General features: G+C 61.3%; 17 protein-coding genes. 6 read left to right on the plus strand and 11 right to left on the minus strand.

Going from position 1 to position 16,108, the window contains the following annotated elements; translation table 11 throughout:
- Positions 1–8: 8 nt before the first annotated feature.
- Both OSC37_RS02510 and OSC37_RS02515 read right to left on the minus strand, forming a co-directional pair.
- A complete protein-coding gene (locus OSC37_RS02510) occupies positions 9–998 on the minus strand; it encodes an ABC transporter permease (RefSeq protein ID WP_267163029.1) in 990 nt (329 codons plus the stop codon).
- Positions 999–1,020: 22 nt separating this feature from the next.
- Positions 1,021–2,736: an ABC transporter substrate-binding protein gene (locus OSC37_RS02515; protein WP_267163030.1), complete on the minus strand. Its 1,716-nt coding sequence runs from the start codon at positions 2,734–2,736 to the stop codon at positions 1,021–1,023.
- Positions 2,737–2,873: 137 nt separating this feature from the next.
- On the opposite strand from OSC37_RS02515, the gene OSC37_RS02520 reads away from it, so the two are divergent.
- Entirely contained in the window at positions 2,874–3,353 is a 480-nt protein-coding gene (locus tag OSC37_RS02520) for a DUF7529 family protein (RefSeq protein WP_267163031.1), read from the plus strand.
- Positions 3,354–3,365: 12 nt separating this feature from the next.
- Here the strand turns inward: OSC37_RS02520 and OSC37_RS02525 are convergent, their stop codons facing one another.
- Entirely contained in the window at positions 3,366–3,944 is a 579-nt protein-coding gene (locus OSC37_RS02525; protein ID WP_267163032.1) for a hypothetical protein, read from the minus strand.
- 101 nt (positions 3,945–4,045) lie between these two features.
- Between OSC37_RS02525 and OSC37_RS02530 the strand changes: the two genes are divergently transcribed.
- The 3 genes from OSC37_RS02530 to OSC37_RS02540 all read left to right on the plus strand — a co-directional run bounded on the left by OSC37_RS02530 (position 4,046) and on the right by OSC37_RS02540 (position 7,618).
- Positions 4,046–4,279: a DUF8123 family protein gene (locus OSC37_RS02530; RefSeq protein WP_267163033.1), complete on the plus strand. Its 234-nt coding sequence runs from the start codon at positions 4,046–4,048 to the stop codon at positions 4,277–4,279.
- Positions 4,280–4,328: 49 nt separating this feature from the next.
- Positions 4,329–6,434, plus strand: coding sequence for an AAA family ATPase (locus OSC37_RS02535; protein WP_267163034.1), 2,106 nt, complete (start codon positions 4,329–4,331; stop codon positions 6,432–6,434).
- A 143-nt stretch (positions 6,435–6,577) separates the two neighbouring features.
- The gene (locus tag OSC37_RS02540; protein WP_267163035.1) at positions 6,578–7,618 is read left to right on the plus strand and encodes a PAS domain-containing sensor histidine kinase; all 1,041 of its coding nucleotides are present in this window, start codon (positions 6,578–6,580) and stop codon (positions 7,616–7,618) included.
- On the opposite strand, the gene OSC37_RS02545 is transcribed toward OSC37_RS02540, so the two are convergent.
- The 6 genes from OSC37_RS02545 to OSC37_RS02570 form a co-directional block, all read right to left on the minus strand.
- The gene (locus tag OSC37_RS02545; protein WP_267163036.1) at positions 7,615–8,295 is read right to left on the minus strand and encodes a carbonic anhydrase; all 681 of its coding nucleotides are present in this window, start codon (positions 8,293–8,295) and stop codon (positions 7,615–7,617) included. The genes OSC37_RS02540 and OSC37_RS02545 overlap by 4 nt on opposite strands.
- Positions 8,296–8,617: 322 nt before the next feature.
- Positions 8,618–9,433: a carbon-nitrogen family hydrolase gene (locus OSC37_RS02550; RefSeq protein ID WP_267163037.1), complete on the minus strand. Its 816-nt coding sequence runs from the start codon at positions 9,431–9,433 to the stop codon at positions 8,618–8,620.
- A 42-nt stretch (positions 9,434–9,475) separates the two neighbouring features.
- Entirely contained in the window at positions 9,476–9,727 is a 252-nt protein-coding gene (locus tag OSC37_RS02555) for a DUF7123 family protein (protein ID WP_267163038.1), read from the minus strand.
- A 61-nt stretch (positions 9,728–9,788) separates the two neighbouring features.
- A complete protein-coding gene (locus OSC37_RS02560) occupies positions 9,789–10,004 on the minus strand; it encodes a DUF7525 family protein (RefSeq protein ID WP_267163039.1) in 216 nt (71 codons plus the stop codon).
- Between the two features lie 56 nt (positions 10,005–10,060).
- The gene (locus tag OSC37_RS02565) at positions 10,061–11,095 is read right to left on the minus strand and encodes a phosphate signaling complex PhoU family protein (protein WP_267163040.1); all 1,035 of its coding nucleotides are present in this window, start codon (positions 11,093–11,095) and stop codon (positions 10,061–10,063) included.
- 113 nt (positions 11,096–11,208) lie between these two features.
- Positions 11,209–12,276, minus strand: coding sequence for an ATP-NAD kinase family protein (locus OSC37_RS02570; protein ID WP_267163041.1), 1,068 nt, complete (start codon positions 12,274–12,276; stop codon positions 11,209–11,211).
- A gap of 85 nt (positions 12,277–12,361) precedes the next feature.
- Between OSC37_RS02570 and OSC37_RS02575 the strand changes: the two genes are divergently transcribed.
- On the plus strand, positions 12,362–12,490 hold the full coding sequence (locus OSC37_RS02575; protein WP_267163042.1) for a hypothetical protein: 129 nt from the start codon (positions 12,362–12,364) through the stop codon (positions 12,488–12,490).
- Here OSC37_RS02575 and OSC37_RS02580 read toward each other — a convergent pair.
- Entirely contained in the window at positions 12,481–13,173 is a 693-nt protein-coding gene (locus OSC37_RS02580; protein ID WP_267163043.1) for a competence/damage-inducible protein A, read from the minus strand. The genes OSC37_RS02575 and OSC37_RS02580 overlap by 10 nt on opposite strands.
- A 111-nt stretch (positions 13,174–13,284) precedes the next feature.
- Here OSC37_RS02580 and OSC37_RS02585 point away from each other — a divergent pair, with 111 nt between their 5' ends.
- Positions 13,285–14,619: a serpin family protein gene (locus OSC37_RS02585; protein WP_267163044.1), complete on the plus strand. Its 1,335-nt coding sequence runs from the start codon at positions 13,285–13,287 to the stop codon at positions 14,617–14,619.
- Here OSC37_RS02585 and OSC37_RS02590 read toward each other — a convergent pair.
- Complete coding sequence (locus OSC37_RS02590; protein ID WP_267163045.1) at positions 14,616–16,070, minus strand: cryptochrome/photolyase family protein; 1,455 nt, start codon at positions 16,068–16,070, stop codon at positions 14,616–14,618. The two genes, OSC37_RS02585 and OSC37_RS02590, sit on opposite strands and share 4 nt — an antisense overlap.
- Positions 16,071–16,108: the final 38 nt, after the last annotated feature.

A 16,108-nucleotide genomic window follows, 5' to 3' on the forward strand; every position in this document is an offset into this window, starting at 1 on the left:
TCCTCCTATCATTCTAGCTCCACCCGCGGATTGAGATACGCATACAGTGCGTCGACGACGACGTTTATCACCACGAATCCGAGACCGATGACGATAATCGACCCCTGGATAACCGGCCAGTCCCGTTGCCGTATCGAGTCGATAACCAGCGTCCCTAGCCCCGGCCAGTCGAATACCGATTCAGTGATGACCGCCCCACCGATGAGTGTCCCCAGCTGGAGACCGAGGACGGTGATTATCGGAATCATCGTGTTCCGGAGCACGTGTTTGTACGTGACAAGCGTCTCTGGCAGTCCCTTGGCCCGGGACGCCTCAACGTAAGACTTCCCGAGCTCTTCGAGCATTCCGCTTCTGGTCAGCCGGACGATAAGCGCCGTGAAGTACGTCCCCAGCGTTACCGCTGGCAAGATGATGTGTGAGAGCCACACACGCAACCCGAGGAAGTTCTGCTCTGTCACGAGCAACTCCAGTGCGCCCCCGAAACCGATAATCCGGCGACTCGTGGGAAGGAGGTCTATCTGGACCCCGACGACCAGAATTAACATGATTCCCAGCCAGAAGTTCGGAGTGCTGATGCCGACCAGCGAGAAGCTCGTCGCCGCGTAGTCGACGGGCTCGTTTCGCCGGGTTGCGCTGATGACACCCAGCGGAATCGAGAAGGTGATTGCCACGACCGTCGCAGCAACCGCTAGCTCAAGCGTCGCAGGCAGTCGGCGGAAGATAATCTCGCTGGCTGGCAGGCCGCGCTGGAAGGAGTACCCCATATCGCCCTGTATGAGGTTGAATACGTACTCGCCGTACTGTTGGTAGATTGGTTTGTCCAGGCCGAGGTTCTCGGCGAGAGACTGTCGCAGCTCCGGAGATGCATCAATCGGAGCGACGAAGTCGATTGGGCTTCCGGGCGTGATAAAGCGCAATAGGAAGACGATAGTGACGACTCCCCAGATGACGAGAACCCCCTGCAGCGTCCGTCGTATGAAGAACCGAGTCAGTCGCATGAACCAACGCCTCAGCTCGTCTTTATTCGGACCGTTCCATTCCCTGTGCCAGGAAGAACTCGTCCGGACGGGGCTCCCAGTCGATACGCTCGTTGATACCATAGACGAGGAACTCCTGGTTCAGGAATACCCACACTGCGTCCTCGTGTGCCAGCTGGTTTGCATCTTGGAGGAGCTGCTCTCGCGTGTCTGCGTCAGCCTCGCTGGCCTGGTCAGACATGAGCTGCTCCATCTCATCGGAGACATAATGCGTCTGGGAGGTGCCCTCGGTGAGCCACGGAAGCATCGTCTGGGAGGCGTCGAACGTGGTGTTCCCCCACCCGATGTTGTAGAACGGCGGCTGGGTCGTGATATCGCCATCGAGCAATTCGCCCGCGAGTGTACCGAAGTCACGACTGACAGCCTCACAGGAGACGTTGTCGAGTTCGTCGATGAACCCGGCCGCCGCCTGAACGATTTCATCGTTCAGCAGATACCGACCGGCGGGGTACTCGATTTCGATTTCTGCGCCAGCGTGACCGCTGTTCTCGACGAGTTGTTCGGCCTGCTCTGGGTCGTACGGGTATGGGTCGAGGTCGGGGTTGTGACCGAAGAAGCTAGGCAGCGTCGGCTGTGCAGTTGGCTGTCCGAAGCCGCTGAGAATTTCGTTTATAATCTGGTCGAGGTCGATTGCGTAGTTCATCGCCTGTCGGAACTCGACGCTCGAGAACGGTTCGACGTCGTACCGCATCGGCAGGAACAGGATACGAGTACTCCCCTCGTCGGCGACGTAGAGGTCGTCGCTTCCCTCAATACGCCCTGCGTCAGCCGGCGGCACCGCCGAGACGATGTCGGTCTCACCGGATTCGAGCTGTCCGACGCGCGTGCTGTCCTCGCCCGCGGCGATTATCTCGACCTGCGTGGCGTCTGGGAGCTCGCCCCAGTAGTTGTCGAAGCGCTCGAACAGCGTCGACTCACCCTCAGTGTACTCGGAGAGCTGGTAGGGCCCGGTCCCGTTGATGTCGGTCGCGATATCCTCGTTTGCGTTGTTGTTTATCCATTCCTCGCTGACGACCGAACAGTACGAGGCGATTTCCTGGAAGACAAGCGGGTTCGTACCGTCAGAATGGACAATAATCGCGTTCTCGTCCTCGACGACTTCCGCGTCGACGATGCCGGCGAGCTGGTCGCGCTGTGGACTTTCGAGGTCGCCCACGTCGGGGTCGACGACACGACGGACGCTGAACGCACAGTCACTCGGCGTGAGTTCGGTTCCGTCGTGGAATTCGACACCCTCGCGAATGGTGAACTTGTGGCGGTCTGGAGCCAGCTGTTCCCACTCGGTTGCGAGACTCTCGATGATTCCGCCGTCCGGTCCGCGCCAGAGGATACCTTCGTAGGCGTGCAGAATGACGTTGTCGGTCGTTGTCTCACGGTGGTCGTGTGGGTCGAGCGTCGTCGGGTCCTGACGCTGGGTCATCGTGATCTCGAACGGCTCGTCGCTGCCGTCCTCTCCGTCGTCACCGTCCTCTCCGTCACTTCCGTCAGAACCGTCGGAACCGTCGGAGCCATCACTACCATCCTCGCCGTCAGTGGTGTCGCCGCCATCCTCGCCGTCCTCGCCGTCCTCACCGTCTTCGAGATCGTCTTCGTCGCCTCCGGAACAGCCTGCGAGTGCGAAACTCGTGACTGCTGCCCCGGTCGCACCCGCGTACTGCAGGAAGCCTCTTCTGTTCAGATTGTCTGAATCTTCTGCCATAGCGTTCTCAAGCACCACCATGTACATAAATACTGTGGCCCCGTCGACAGTTGCAATCCAGTGGATTCTGGCTGTTACGCCACATCTGTCTGGTCGTAGACGAACAGCTTTTTTCGACCACTCCCGCAATTCCGGGTATGGATAATCTGGGCGACAACTCTCCGTTTGACACGTACTGGCAGGATCTCCTCGATGACACGGCGGTCATCGCGGACGAATACGAGGAGAAGGGCTGGGAGACGCTGACGCTCACCCCCGGAGACGTGACGCCACGGTACGACAGCGAGAAACCGGACGGACTGAGCGTCCTCGTACCCGACCCGGAGTACGACCGTCTGTCCGAACTCACTGACACTGGGACGTTCGACAACGTTGAGGTCTATCGAAACACCGGTGGGCCGATGGTGTTCGTTCTCGTCGTTGAGGAAAATACGGCTGACGAAACCGCGGTTCTGATTCCAGCGTACTACAACGCTGTTGCTCACTCTGAGTTCGTCGAGACTGTCGAATCACTCGGTGAGATGCCGATTCACGTCCGCGCGCTCGGCGGCGAGACAGCTATCAGGTTCGTCCACGACGCCGTCTCGCTGTTCACTCCCGACGAAGAGTCGGAGTGAGTGTGAGAGCGTTCACGTCTGCTCTCGCTCGTAGGCAACCGTCCAGGCGGCTTCGGGTGGGTCGGGTGTCTCCTTTTCGATCGTCAGCGGAAGTTTCTCGCGGGCCCACGTGACGCCTTCGGCGATGTTCTGGCCGTTGCCGTCGACGTGGTCGGCACCCATTCGTGGATTCACACTGGAGGCCTCCTCGTGGGCGTAGAGATGTGTCCGTGCGTCGTCGGTCGCAAAGAGCATAACGTGATGCTGGCGCGGGGCGAGCGGAGACTCCCGGTAGACCCAGGAGCCACACTCTGGCTGTCCGTCCAGCGTTTTCAACCGCGAAAAGGGGTTCCGAATAAATCCCTCCTTCCAGAGGTATTCGTCGACCAGCGCCGGGGGCATATCGACGGTTCCCGCGTACTCTGCGGCGGTAATCGGGCGCGGGCCGATGCGTTCATCGATGACTCCCCCGAGTTCCGACAGCTCGCGTCTGACCGCCTCCCACCAGCGTCCTTCCGGACCGACGTTGTACCGACTGGGAACGCCATATGTCACCGTCAATCCGAGGCCTGCACCGAAATTGACGAGCGGGTCGGGGAGTTCGATGCCCATCGTTCTATCCGAACGGTCTGTCGGGCCGGTCTTGAGTGTTCTCACTTCGGGAGCCGACCGAAACCACGAGACTTACCACGGAGAACGACAAGACGTTAGGTATGAACCCGTTCGCTTACGACGACAAACTCGAATTTCTCGGCGTGCTCGCCGGTGGTTTCGTGATTATCGTCGCTCTCGGAACGCTCCTCGAACCGCCGTGGACGACGAACGAAGAGACAGCCGCAGCCATCGTCCAGACTGTCGGCGTCGTTCTCTCTGTTCTCGTCGGAATCGCGATTATACAGGTCACCTACAGCAGAAGCCTGCGTGACTTGCTCCCCGGCGGAGAGTAGGCCGGTCATTCTCCGAAAACATATACCCCGTTCGTCCGTACCCTACGGTATGACAGACGACGGTATCGTCGACGTCACGGTCGAGGGTGCACGGAAGGCCGACGCCGGCCGCGGCCGGGCACGTATTTCTGACAGCGTCCAGAGCGAACTCGGTGTACTGAGCGGTGACGCGGTTATCATCGAGGGGTCACGGCTGACAGTCGCCAAGGTCTGGCCAAGTGACGAAGACGGGCAGTTCGTCCGCGTCGACGCCGACACGCGAAAGAGTGCGGGCGTCAACATCGGCGACACCGTCAAACTCAGAAGCGGCAGCGTCAACGACGCCAAACAAATTACGCTCCAGCCAGCCAGCGAACACGCAAACGAGACGGCCTCCGAGGAGGCCTTGCGCGAACAACTCCGAGACGACCTCGTGCGACAGGGCAAACAGATTCGCGCCGAGGGGTACGGACCGTACGTCGTCACGGACACGGACCCCGGCGGCTCGGTCAAGATTACTGGGTCGACGGTTGTCCGTCTCAACCCAGCGCTGGCATCGGTCGAGGAAAGCGCGACACAGACCGCAGACGACTCGGGTAGCTCCGCCGATACGGCGACGACCTACGAGGATATCGGCGGGCTCGACGACGAACTCAATCTCGTCAGGGAGATGATAGAGCTCCCTCTCTCGGAGCCGGAGCTGTTCACGAGACTCGGCATCGACCCGCCGAAAGGCGTCTTGCTCTATGGCCCGCCGGGAACCGGAAAGACGCTCATCGCCCGCGCTGTCGCAAACGAGGTCGACGCCTACTTCGACACAATCTCCGGCCCAGAAATCGTCTCAAAATACAAAGGCGAGTCCGAGGAACGGCTGCGCCAGGCCTTCGAGGAGGCAAGCAGAGAGGCTCCGGCGATTCTGTTTATCGACGAGATCGACTCGATAGCCGGCGCTCGCGACGAGGACGCAGACATGGAGAACCGCGTCGTCGCACAGTTGTTGACGCTGCTCGACGGGCTCGAAGCCACAGACGAGGTCATCGTCATCGGCGCGACAAACCGTGTCGACGACATCGACGAGGCAATCCGGCGGGGCGGCCGCTTCGACCGCGAGATAGAGATTGGCGTCCCAGACGTAACTGGTCGTGAGGAGATTCTGGAGGTCCACACCCGCAATATGCCCCTCGCTGATGATATCGACCTCCCGACAATCGCCGACCGAACCCACGGCTTCGTCGGGGCCGACATCGCCTCGCTCTGTCGGGAAGCCGGGATGGCTGCGCTCCGTCGGGGAGGTCACGACGCCGCCGAACTGACGGTGACCTACGCGGACTTCGAGACCGCGATGACCGGCGTCGACCCGTCGGGGATGCGCGAGTACGTCGCCGAGCAGCCCGAGACAACTTTTGCAGATGTCGGCGGGCTCGACGCGACCAAAAACAGACTGACCGAAGCCGTCGAGTGGCCGCTGTCGTACGGCCCGCTGTTCGAAGAGGCGGGCGCTGACCCACCGTCGGGTGTTCTCTTGCACGGGCCACCTGGCACCGGCAAGACACTGTTGGCGGAGGGTATCGCGGGCGAAAGTGGCGTCAACTTCGTCCGCGTCAACGGTCCCGAGATACTCGACAAGTACGTCGGCGAATCTGAACAGGCAATCCGAGAGCTGTTCGAGCGAGCGCGCCAGGCTGCGCCGGCCATTGTCTTCCTCGACGAGATCGATGCAATCGCCAGCAGCCGCGGCCAGGGGAACGAGGTATCAGAGCGTGTCGTCTCGCAGTTGCTCACGGAGATGGACCGGGCCGCGGGCCACCCCAAGCTCGTGGTGCTCGCGGCCACGAACCGGAAGGAAGGAATCGACCCGGCGCTGCTCAGGCCAGGTCGACTCGAACAGCATATCGAGGTTCCAAATCCCGATCAAGAGGCACGCCGCGAGATTCTGGAAGTCCACACAGAGGGTGCACCCCTGGGCGAAGATGTCGACCTCGAAACCCTCGCTGCATCCACTGCGGGCTACTCCGGTGCCGACATCGAGGCGCTCGCTCGGGAAGCCTCAATGCGGGCGATTCGGACGGTCGCGACGGATATCGACCCAGAGGAGGTCGCCAACCACACCGGCGAGGTCGTCATCACGGCAACGGATTTCGAACAGGCACGGCAGACGCTCGACGAGCGAACGTAGCTCGGGCTGCCTGCGGCGGGAGACTGGCGTACGGGCGTTCTCTCCTGTCGACACCCGTCTCGTCCCCAGGCGGTGACGACCCTCTTGGCCGCAGATTTAAGTGTAGTGAATCCATCGGCACTGACAGCGAAGAGAGCTGACGTATGAGCGATGATATCCACAGTTCTGCCGACGGTGCAGTGAACCGGCACGCGTATCTCGTCGAACAGGCCGAAGACGGCCTCTACATGACGGACGAGTCGGGGGAGTTTACCGTGGTCAACGAGGCGTTTACCGAGTTGACGGGGTACGAGCGCGAGGAGATTATCGGAAGCGGACCGGAGCTTTTACTGGAGGATGACGAGCTCGAAGAGCTCAACACGCATATCAGGGGAGCACTGCGCACAGATGGGGATTCGGGCTCGGTGCTGACGACAATCGTGGCGAAGTCAGGACAGCGCAAGCCCGTCGAAATCAGGTTCAATCTGTTACCTGCAGAAGAGCAGTACAACGGCCTGACTGGAGTCGTTCGAGACGTTCGCGCCCGGCGTCACCGCAAACAGAAACTTGACGTGTTGAGCCGCGTGCTCAGACACAACGTCCGGAACAAACTGAATCTAATCTTCGGTCACGCCCAGATTATCCAGAATGCCGCCAACGACCAGCACGCCGACGCAGCCAGGCAGATAGAAGACGCCGCCGAAGAGCTCCGCGAGCTGAGCGAGAAGGCCCGAACCGCACAGACCGAGGTCGGGTTCAATCCGTCCGTCGAAGGCCAGACAGACCTCGTCGAACTCATCGAGCACCTCGCCGTACAGTTCCGACGCGAACAGCCCGAGGCCGAAATCACGACGGCGCTGCCGGAACAACTGACCGCCACCGCACCCAAATCCTACCGAATAGCGGTCTCAGAGCTCGTCGAGAACGCAATCCAGCACAACCCGGCCGACAACCCCGCAGTCCGTATCACTCTCGAACGGACAGACAACGGTGTCGTCACTGGGGTTGAAGACGGCTGTCCACCGATACCCGACACCGACCGCCGCGCAATCAACGAGGGTGAGGAGACGCCGCTTGTTCATTCGATGGGAATCGGGCTCTGGCTAGCGAACTGGGTCGCGGATACGGTCGGTGGAGAGCTTCGACTCGACCGGCTTCCCGACGACGCCGGAAACAGAGCGATAATTATACTTCGTGGCCTCTAGTAGGTCCACAGCCGCTGGATGCGGTCGGCGAGGGCGGGGTACTGCGATTCCAACACGGAGACATCGTGTGTCCCGTCGACGTTGACGAGGTGTGCCCTGCCGCGTTTGTCCGAGTACACATCATGGAAATCGTAGACGACACCGACGGCTGTGACCGCGTCCGGCACGTCCTCGCTCTCACACAGGTGCTGAATCTGTCTGTCGACGTTGTGCTCGACGAGTCGGTTTATCGCCTCGTCGTCAGAGATATCCGGGGGGAGCGAGTCGAGAGCCGCCGAGAGGTCGTCTTCGATTAGCCGGACACAGTGCTCGATACCGGGACGGTCCTCGATACCTTCTGTGAGACTCCGGTATGCGGCGGTGACTGCACCACAGCCGGTGTGTCCGACGACCAGAACGGTCTCCGTCCCGGTATGGACCAGTGGGTAGAGCACGTCGCCAGCAATGACCTTCCCGCGTTCGGTCTGCTGTCTGACGCGGTTGCCGATGTTGCTATGTGTAAAGATGTGGCCCGGTGGTCTGTCGTCCCACATCCCGTCCTGGAGTACGCGCGAGTCACCGCAGGACACTGTGAGGAGTTCCGGCCGTTGTCCCTCCTGTAGCCCACCGAGTGTGTCTTGTCTCGTTGTGACATGACGATCGTTCGCACGGAACAGTTCGCGTACGACCTCGTCCATACCTAGTACCGCAACTGCCCAGGTCACAAGCTTTTCGCCACCCGAAGAGAGGAGTCGAGGCCCGGGAGAGAGGAGAAGTGGTCGTCCGGACGACCACGAGTGCCCGCCGCCGAGGATGGAGTGGTCGGAGTTAGTGCCGGTGCGACGTGAAAAGCGTCTCCCGGCAACATGCTGTTGTGACCGACAGGGTTTAAATTTCCCGACTGGGGCAACCCATCGGGATTATGGCAGCTATGTTCGTGACCACGTCCTGCTTTTCCACGGTTTACGGACGTAGCCGGGGGTTGGTCGCTGTCGTGAGACACCCTCGCGACAACCACTATCAGAGCCGTCGGTCGTCGAGTGCCGGAAACTCGGCTCGCCGTTGCTCGACCTCTTCTGGATCGAGACGGGCGGTCACGAGTCCTGGGTCTTCCCCGACTCCAGCCAGTGTCGTCCCCCAGGGGTCGTACACCGTCGAGCGACCCAGCAAGGTCGCGTCGTCGAAGGAGCCGGAGCCGTTGATGGTGGCAACGTAACAGAGATTCTCGACAGCACGCGCCTGCGGGAGTAGTCGCCAGTGCTCGACACGCGGATAGGGCCAGGCACTCGGTACCAGAATCAGCGTCGCTCCTCTGTCTACCAGCTCACGATACAGTTCCGGGAACCGGAGGTCGTAACACGTCGTCATCCCGACGGTGAACCCTCCAACGTCGACCGTCGACAGCGACTCGCCAGGTGTGAGTAGCTCCTGTTCGGCTGAATCGTACCCGAAGAGGTGATGTTTCCGGTACACTGCCTGAGAGACTCCCTCGCTGTCGATGAGGACCGAGGCGTTGGCGTACCCCTCTGGGGCCGGCGTCTCGAAGCCCGCAGCTGCCGACGCCGCCAGGTCTTCAACGATACTACCTGCCAGGACAGCAATGTCGTACTCGTCGGCGACTGCCTGCAGGCGGGAGATGGTCTCACCGTCCAGCGGTTCAGCGTGTTCGGCGTAGCTGTCGAACGCGAAGTAGCCCACCGTGAATATCTCCGGGAGCGCGACGAGGTCGACGCCGCGCTCGGCAGCCGAGCGGACCGCTTCAAGCGCTCGCTGTCTGTTCGTAGCTGGCTCAGCATTCTCTATGGAAATCTGTGCGAGGCCGAGTGAGAGCGTCATACAGGAGTTCTGTACCGAGACAGGTAAAGAGATTCCGCCCGCCTAGCTCTGGGTCACACGCCAGGTGGTCGAGCGCGCACGACCCCACTTCTCTATCTCCACATCGTCGGTCTCCTCGTCGAGCTTCGGCAATCGCGCGCCGACCTGCTTCGAGGAGAGGCCGATGTGGTTGGCGATGTTCTTCGAACGGAAGTAGCTCTCTCCCCGAGACACCTGTTCGCGGAGATAGTCGAGGATCTGCCTGTCCTCTTCGCTGAGGTCGCCCCCCGTGGGATCCTCGCTGCTATCACTCATTGGAGTAATATTGGTGTTCGAGCGTATTAACGGTTATCAGTCGGTACCCCCGCCAGGCGACTCACTCGTAGATGTGGATGGCGACGACCGCCAGACAGCCGCCGATCAGTGCCACAGTCAGTGCCAGTCCAGAGATGAGTTGCATTGTGTCGCTGTGGTCGCCGAGAAACGAGACGTAGGCGGTCCCGGCCGTCGCCACGGATGCGATTACCGCGATAAGTCCCAGCAGCAATCCGAGCCCGGTCGCCATATCCGACCCGTGAGTACTCTCTGCCATACCCTGTCTTTTGCCTGTTCGGTACTTAGTTCGTGCGGAACGGCTCCGCGATGGAGTTACTGAATCCCGATGTGGTCAGACTCCTCGTCGAGCGCGAGGTTCGTGGCGATTTCGGCGTTCCGGACGGCGTAGTTCGCCGTCTCGTCGAGGCTGACCAGTACTTCCCGAATCTGGAGCAACTGTTCGTTTTGCATCTCTGGCAGGTCAGCGAGTATCTCCTGTTCACGGCTCTCAATGTCGTTGAACAGCGTCTTCACCTCGATTGCCGTCTCGTAGTCCCGCTCGACTGCGGCCTCGACGGCCAGTTCGGTGAGTTGGTCGACATCTTCGGTGTACTCGCGGATGCGCCGCATGGTATCGGTCTCGACGTTGAGCGCGTGCCCCTCCGCGCTCAGGGCCGTCTCAGCGATATCCTCGGCGTTGTCGGCAGTTAGTTCGAGGTTTTTCGCCACGGAGCGATAGCCGATAAGCGGGAAACTGTCATCCAGGCCCACCGACCGAGCCAGGTTCGGATTCTGGTAGGAGGTAAAGAGCAACCGCAGGAGGAGGACGAATATCTTGTTTGCCTGGCGCTCGCGGTTGAGTGCACGCTGCGCGAGGTCCGGGTTCTGGTGTGCCAGTGATCTGACAGCCTCGTTCCGCATCGTCTTCCCCGTTGACTCCAGCCGTTCAAGGAGGTTATCGAGCGTAAAATCCTCGGGGTCGACCGAACACCGTATGGTGATGCGGTCTGGCGTCTCCTCAACAACGCCGAGCCCCATGAGTTGTGTCTCGGCATTGTAGACGGCGTTGATGTGGTCGCTCGGGAGCGTCGCCTCCTCGCCACACTCGACGTGGATCACTCGCCGTCCGAGTACGTACTGTGCAATGATGGCGCGCTCGACCGCGTCTGCTGTCAGCCCGTCGGTCGTGATGACCGCTTCTGCCCCCTCGTTGTGTGCCGCCTCGGGCAACACGGTGAGTGTTCCTTTCCCCCCGAGCCGTAGTGACACCTCGTCACCTTTCTCGACATCGTACTCGCCTGCCCACTCTGCCGGGAGCGTCATCGCCAGCGTCGAGGGCCCAAGCCGCTGTACCTTGCGCGTTTCCATACCCCTTTATTATCGCCTATCGTCCTTAAGGATATGCATATTCGCAACTCTTGAGACATATTGTGGAGCTTATCGGGGATGAATGTCTCTGAATGGCAGCTACTGCAGCAACGTTACACGACTTCCATAAGCCGCCGCTCGTGACGGCCCACTCGGACGCGCTGCCAGCCACGGAGCGATCCGTCGAGTTCCTCGTCGCCGGTGTCGACACGGAGGACACCGATGTCGTCGAGCTTTCGCCGGGAGGCGACGACCTCGACGCCAGCGTTACGGATGACTGCAGGCGAAATCTGTTGATTGCCGCGTCCGAAAATGAATCCCTGGCCGCCGATAGGAGAGACGACGATAACGTTCTCGTCACCGAGTGCAGCGAGAATGTCGTCGGCAGCGCCGTCCTCGACGACGAGTTCGCCGTCCCGATAGACATCGACACCGAGCGGCGTCCCGTCGACGCCCAGCGCGTCAGTAATTGTCCCGACCGTACTTCCAGGGGCGAGAACGTAGGTCGTCCCGGGCGTCACCTCTTCGGCGAACCCCTCGGCGATGCCCTCGATGGAGCCACCGCCGAGTTGCTTGCTCGCCTGCCGCTGGTCCGTGGCAGGAACAGTCGCCAGCGCACGCAGTTCCGTATTGACTTCGCCTTCCCTGTAGTCGTCCTCGTCGATATCGTTCACCTCTGCAGCCTCGGTCATCTCGAACGTCCCGGCGATGTGTCCTGCGGCCTCGGGAGAGACACCGAAGACCTCGGAGTAGACCTTCACACCGGCTGGCACACCGAGGATCGGAACGGTCTTGTCTGCCGATTCGACAGCCTGTGCAACGTCGACAGCGGTGCCGTCACCGCCGACGAACAGAATCATATCCACCCCCCGGTCGAGGAACGCGGCCACCGCATCTCGCGTGTCGGTCGCGTTCGTCTCCTCGGCGGCTGGCTTGCCGACCACGACCGGGTCGAAACCGACAGCCTGGGCTTGGTCTGCACCCATCACGCCGCCGTAGGTCACGAGTTCAATGTCTCTCTCTGTGTCTGCCAGCGCGCCAAGCGCGTCGCGAGCACGCGGCGGAGCACGCATCTCCGCACCACGGGCGCGTGCCTCCTCGACTTTTCCGTCAGTTCCTTTGAGACCGACGCGACCCCCCATCCCGGCGATGGGATTGACGACGAATCCGATTCGGCGCATCGGACTGACGTTGGTGTGGGCGCGTGAAAAACCATCGTTACGATGAACCGGAATGCCTTAATTATACCCGGCCGAACGCGAGAATATGAGCCTCCCAGTTCTGGACGCTACCCAGGTCGGTGTCGGCGCAACCGCAGTCGACGTAGCAGCGTGGGCAATTCTGTTGAGCGGTCTCCTCTTCGCGGCGCTATGGGTCAAGCGCCTCTACGCCTGAGGCGACTCGACCTGCTCACGCAGCCACGAGGCGGCGGCGTCGACGATCTCGACGTCGGTGCCTTCGATTCGGAGCCGGACGTTCTCTCCAGGATAGCTCCCGACGGTCACGTCGAACTGTTTCTGAACCTCGGTAATCCGCTCGAGCAGGTGGCTCTCTGGCTCCGGTGTTTCGACAGTCTCGACGTACCACGGGTCGCCACTGAACTCTTCGGCGACCTGTTCGAACATGCCACGCATCTCCGCCGGGACGCCCGGCAACACGTAGGTGTTGTCGATAACACAGCCCGGTGCGACGCCCTCTGGATTCTTGAGCATCGCCGCCCGCTCGGGGATATGTGTCGTCTCCGGTGCGAGGTCGTCGTTCTCGTACCCCTTCTCTGATTCGAGCCACTCGCCGACTGCCTCGTCGGCTTCGAGTTCTGTCCCGTATGCCGCGGCGACTCCTTCCATCGTCACGTCGTCTGGCGTGGGACCGAGCCCGCCCGTGACGATGACAGCGTCGTACTCCGCCTGGTACTCGTTGACGACGCGGGCAATATCGGCCACTCGGTCGGGAACCACAGTCATCCGCTCGACCGATACACCCGAATCGCGAAGCCGTTGTCCGAGCCATGCGGCGTTCGTGTTTGTCGTCTCACCGGAGAGTATCTCGTCTCCGACGGTGACCAGCGCGACATCCATACCGGTGACATGTGTGGCAGAGACATAAGGCCACCCTCTTGCTGGGGAGACGGTCAAACCGTGATTTGATCCTGGCCAACCAGTTTATCTCCCACTCGCGAACTGTTGTGTATGGAACGACGACAACTACTGACGCTTTCGAGTGGTCTCGTGGCCGCGACGTTGGCCGGATGCATCGGTGAAGACGGCAGCGACGATGGTGATAGTGGTGCCTCCACCCCCACCGAGACGGAGACACCAGAAGAGAACAGCGACGGAACGGACACCGACCTGAGCCTCGACAACGACCAACTCGACAAACTGGTCGCCGGGACGAACGCCTTCGCGTTCGACCTCCACGGAGAGTTCGTCGGTGACAAGCCGGCCGAGAACGTCTTCGCCTCCCCCGCCAGCGCCGCGCTCGGTCTCGCGATGGCGTATGCGGGAGCGCGCGAAGACACCAGAGAGCAGATGCGCGAAGTGTTACGCTACCGGTTAGACGATGACCTCGTCCACGCAGGGTTCGAGGAACTCACAGAGCAGTTCGACGAGCGCAGCAAGGGTGGGTCCGACGGGGAGCAGCCGTTCGAACTCTCTGTCGTCAACTCAGCGTGGGGACAGTCGGAGTTCCCCTTCAGAGATGCCTACCTCGACACGCTCGACTCACACTACGGCAGTGGTCTGCAAGAGGTCGATTTCCGGGAGGATGCCCCCGCGGCGCGCGAGGACATCAATGAGTGGGTTGCAACCGAGACCGAAGACCGCATCGAGGACCTCCTTACCGAGGGCTCGCTCACGGCACTGACTCGGCTCGTGCTTGTCAATGCCGTGTATTTCACCGCAAACTGGAAACACACGTTCCCGACGGAGGCCACAAGCGAGGAGACGTTCACCGCCCTCGGCGGTACCGAGCACACCGTCCAGATGATGGAACGGGACCGGAAATGGTCGTACGCCGAACTGGACGGTGCCCAGGCTGTCGACCTCCCGTATGTCGGCGGCGACGTGTCGATGCTCGTCGTGCTCCCGCCCGAGGGCGAGTTCGAGACGTACGAATCGAACCTCGACCAGGGAGCGCTCGACGACCTCGTCGGGAGCCTCGAACCGCAGGAAGGGACCGTCCATCTCCCGCGGTTCGAGTTCGACTGGAGTGTCGAACTGAGCAACTCTCTCAAGGCGCTCGGAATGGAGGACGCATTCGCAGAACAGGCCGCGAACTTCGACGGCATCGCCGACACCGAGGAGGACCTGTTCATCCACGAAGCCTTCCACAAGACCTTCGTTGCCGTCGACGAGGCCGGCACCGAAGCAGCAGGCGCAACCGGGGTCGTCGCCGGTACCACATCGGCCCCGACGGACCCATTCGAGTTCCGCGCGAATCGCCCGTTCCTCTTCGCTATCAGGGACCGCCCGACCGGTTCGTTGCTCTTTCTCGGCCGTGCTGTCGACCCCGAGGGCTGGCGCTAGTCGTCGCCGCGGGCCTGCTCGAACATCGCAATCGCCTGCTCCCTGCGCTCGCTGTGGTCGACAATCGGGTGAGCGTAGTCGGCAGCGTGCATCCGTCTGGTGCCCGGTTCGAGTTCGTGCCAGGAGTGGATGACATCGGCCGGAACGCCCTGGAGTTCCTCGACGTAGCGTTTGATGTATTTGGCGTCTGGGTCGTACCGTTCGCCCTGGGTCATCGGATTGAACACTCGGAAGTACGGCTGTGCGTCGGTCCCGGTTGAGGCGGCCCACTGCCAGCCGCCGTTGTCGTTCGCTGTGTCGTGGTCGACGAGCTTCGTCCGGAACCAGTCGTACCCTTCGCGCCAGTCGATGAGCAGGTCCTTCGTCAGGAAGGAGGCGACAATCATCCTGACTCTGTTGTGCATAAACGCTTCCTCGCGGAGCTGTCGCATGCCGGCGTCGACGATTGGATAGCCTGTCTCGCCGTCTTTCCACGCCTGGAGGTCCTCGCCGTCTTCGCGCCATTCGATGTCGTTCTCGTAGGATTTGAAGTTGTTCGTCACTACGTCTGGACGGTCCCACAGGACCTGTGTGTAGAACTCACGCCAGGCCAGCTGGTCCTGGAACTCCTCGACGGATTCGCGTTCCTCGTCTGAGTCGGCCTCCGATTTGGCTCGCTCGGTGGCTTCATAGACCGTCCGGATGCCGATTGTCCCGTACTTGAGATGAGCCGACAGCCGAGAACTGCAGTCGTCAGCCGGATAATCGCGGCGCTCGGCGTACCGATAGATGTCGGACTCACAGAACGAGTCGAGCAGCTGCCGGGCGCGCTCTGTTCCGCCTTCTGGAATCGCCGCATCTGGTTCGTCGAATCCCAACTCGGCGAGTGTCGGAACCGACGAGTAACGTCCGAGGTCCTCGTGGGCATCGATAGCGCTCGCTATCTGCTCCAGGACAATTCCATCGACGGTGACCAGTTCCTCACGCCCTGGGCTGGGTGGAATCTCGTCTTTCTCTCTATCGTGCCACTTCCGGGAGAAGTAGGTGAACACCTTGTAGGGGTCGCCGTCGTTGGTCGTTATCTCGCCGGGACGGTGATGGACCGCGTCGTCGACCGGCTCTCTATCGACACCAGCCTCGTCGAGTTCGCGACGAACGGCTGCGTCTCGGTCCCGTGCCAGTCCAGAGTAATCGCGACACCAGGTCACAGTCGAGAGGTCGAGGTTCTCAGCGAGCGAACTGAGGACGGTCGTCGGCGAACCGTGTGCGAGTAGTAACTCGCTGTCGCGGTCTCGGTATTCGCTATTGAGCTTGCGGAGCGAGTCGAGCAAGAACGCCATCCGTGGTGGGGCTGCGTTGTCGAGTACCGCTGGGTCGAACACGAACAGCGGAAGCGTCGCCGACTCTGGGCCGGCGTTCAGGCCCAGATTATCCGAGAGACGAAGATCTCGCCGGTGCCAGTGAAGGTGCATGGCAGATGGTAGGTCTCACTGTACTTCAAGGTAGGCTC

Origin of the sequence: Halovenus salina, assembly GCF_026410925.1 — an archaeon.
In the GTDB taxonomy this organism is placed as follows: Archaea; Halobacteriota; Halobacteria; order Halobacteriales; family Haloarculaceae; genus Halovenus; species Halovenus salina.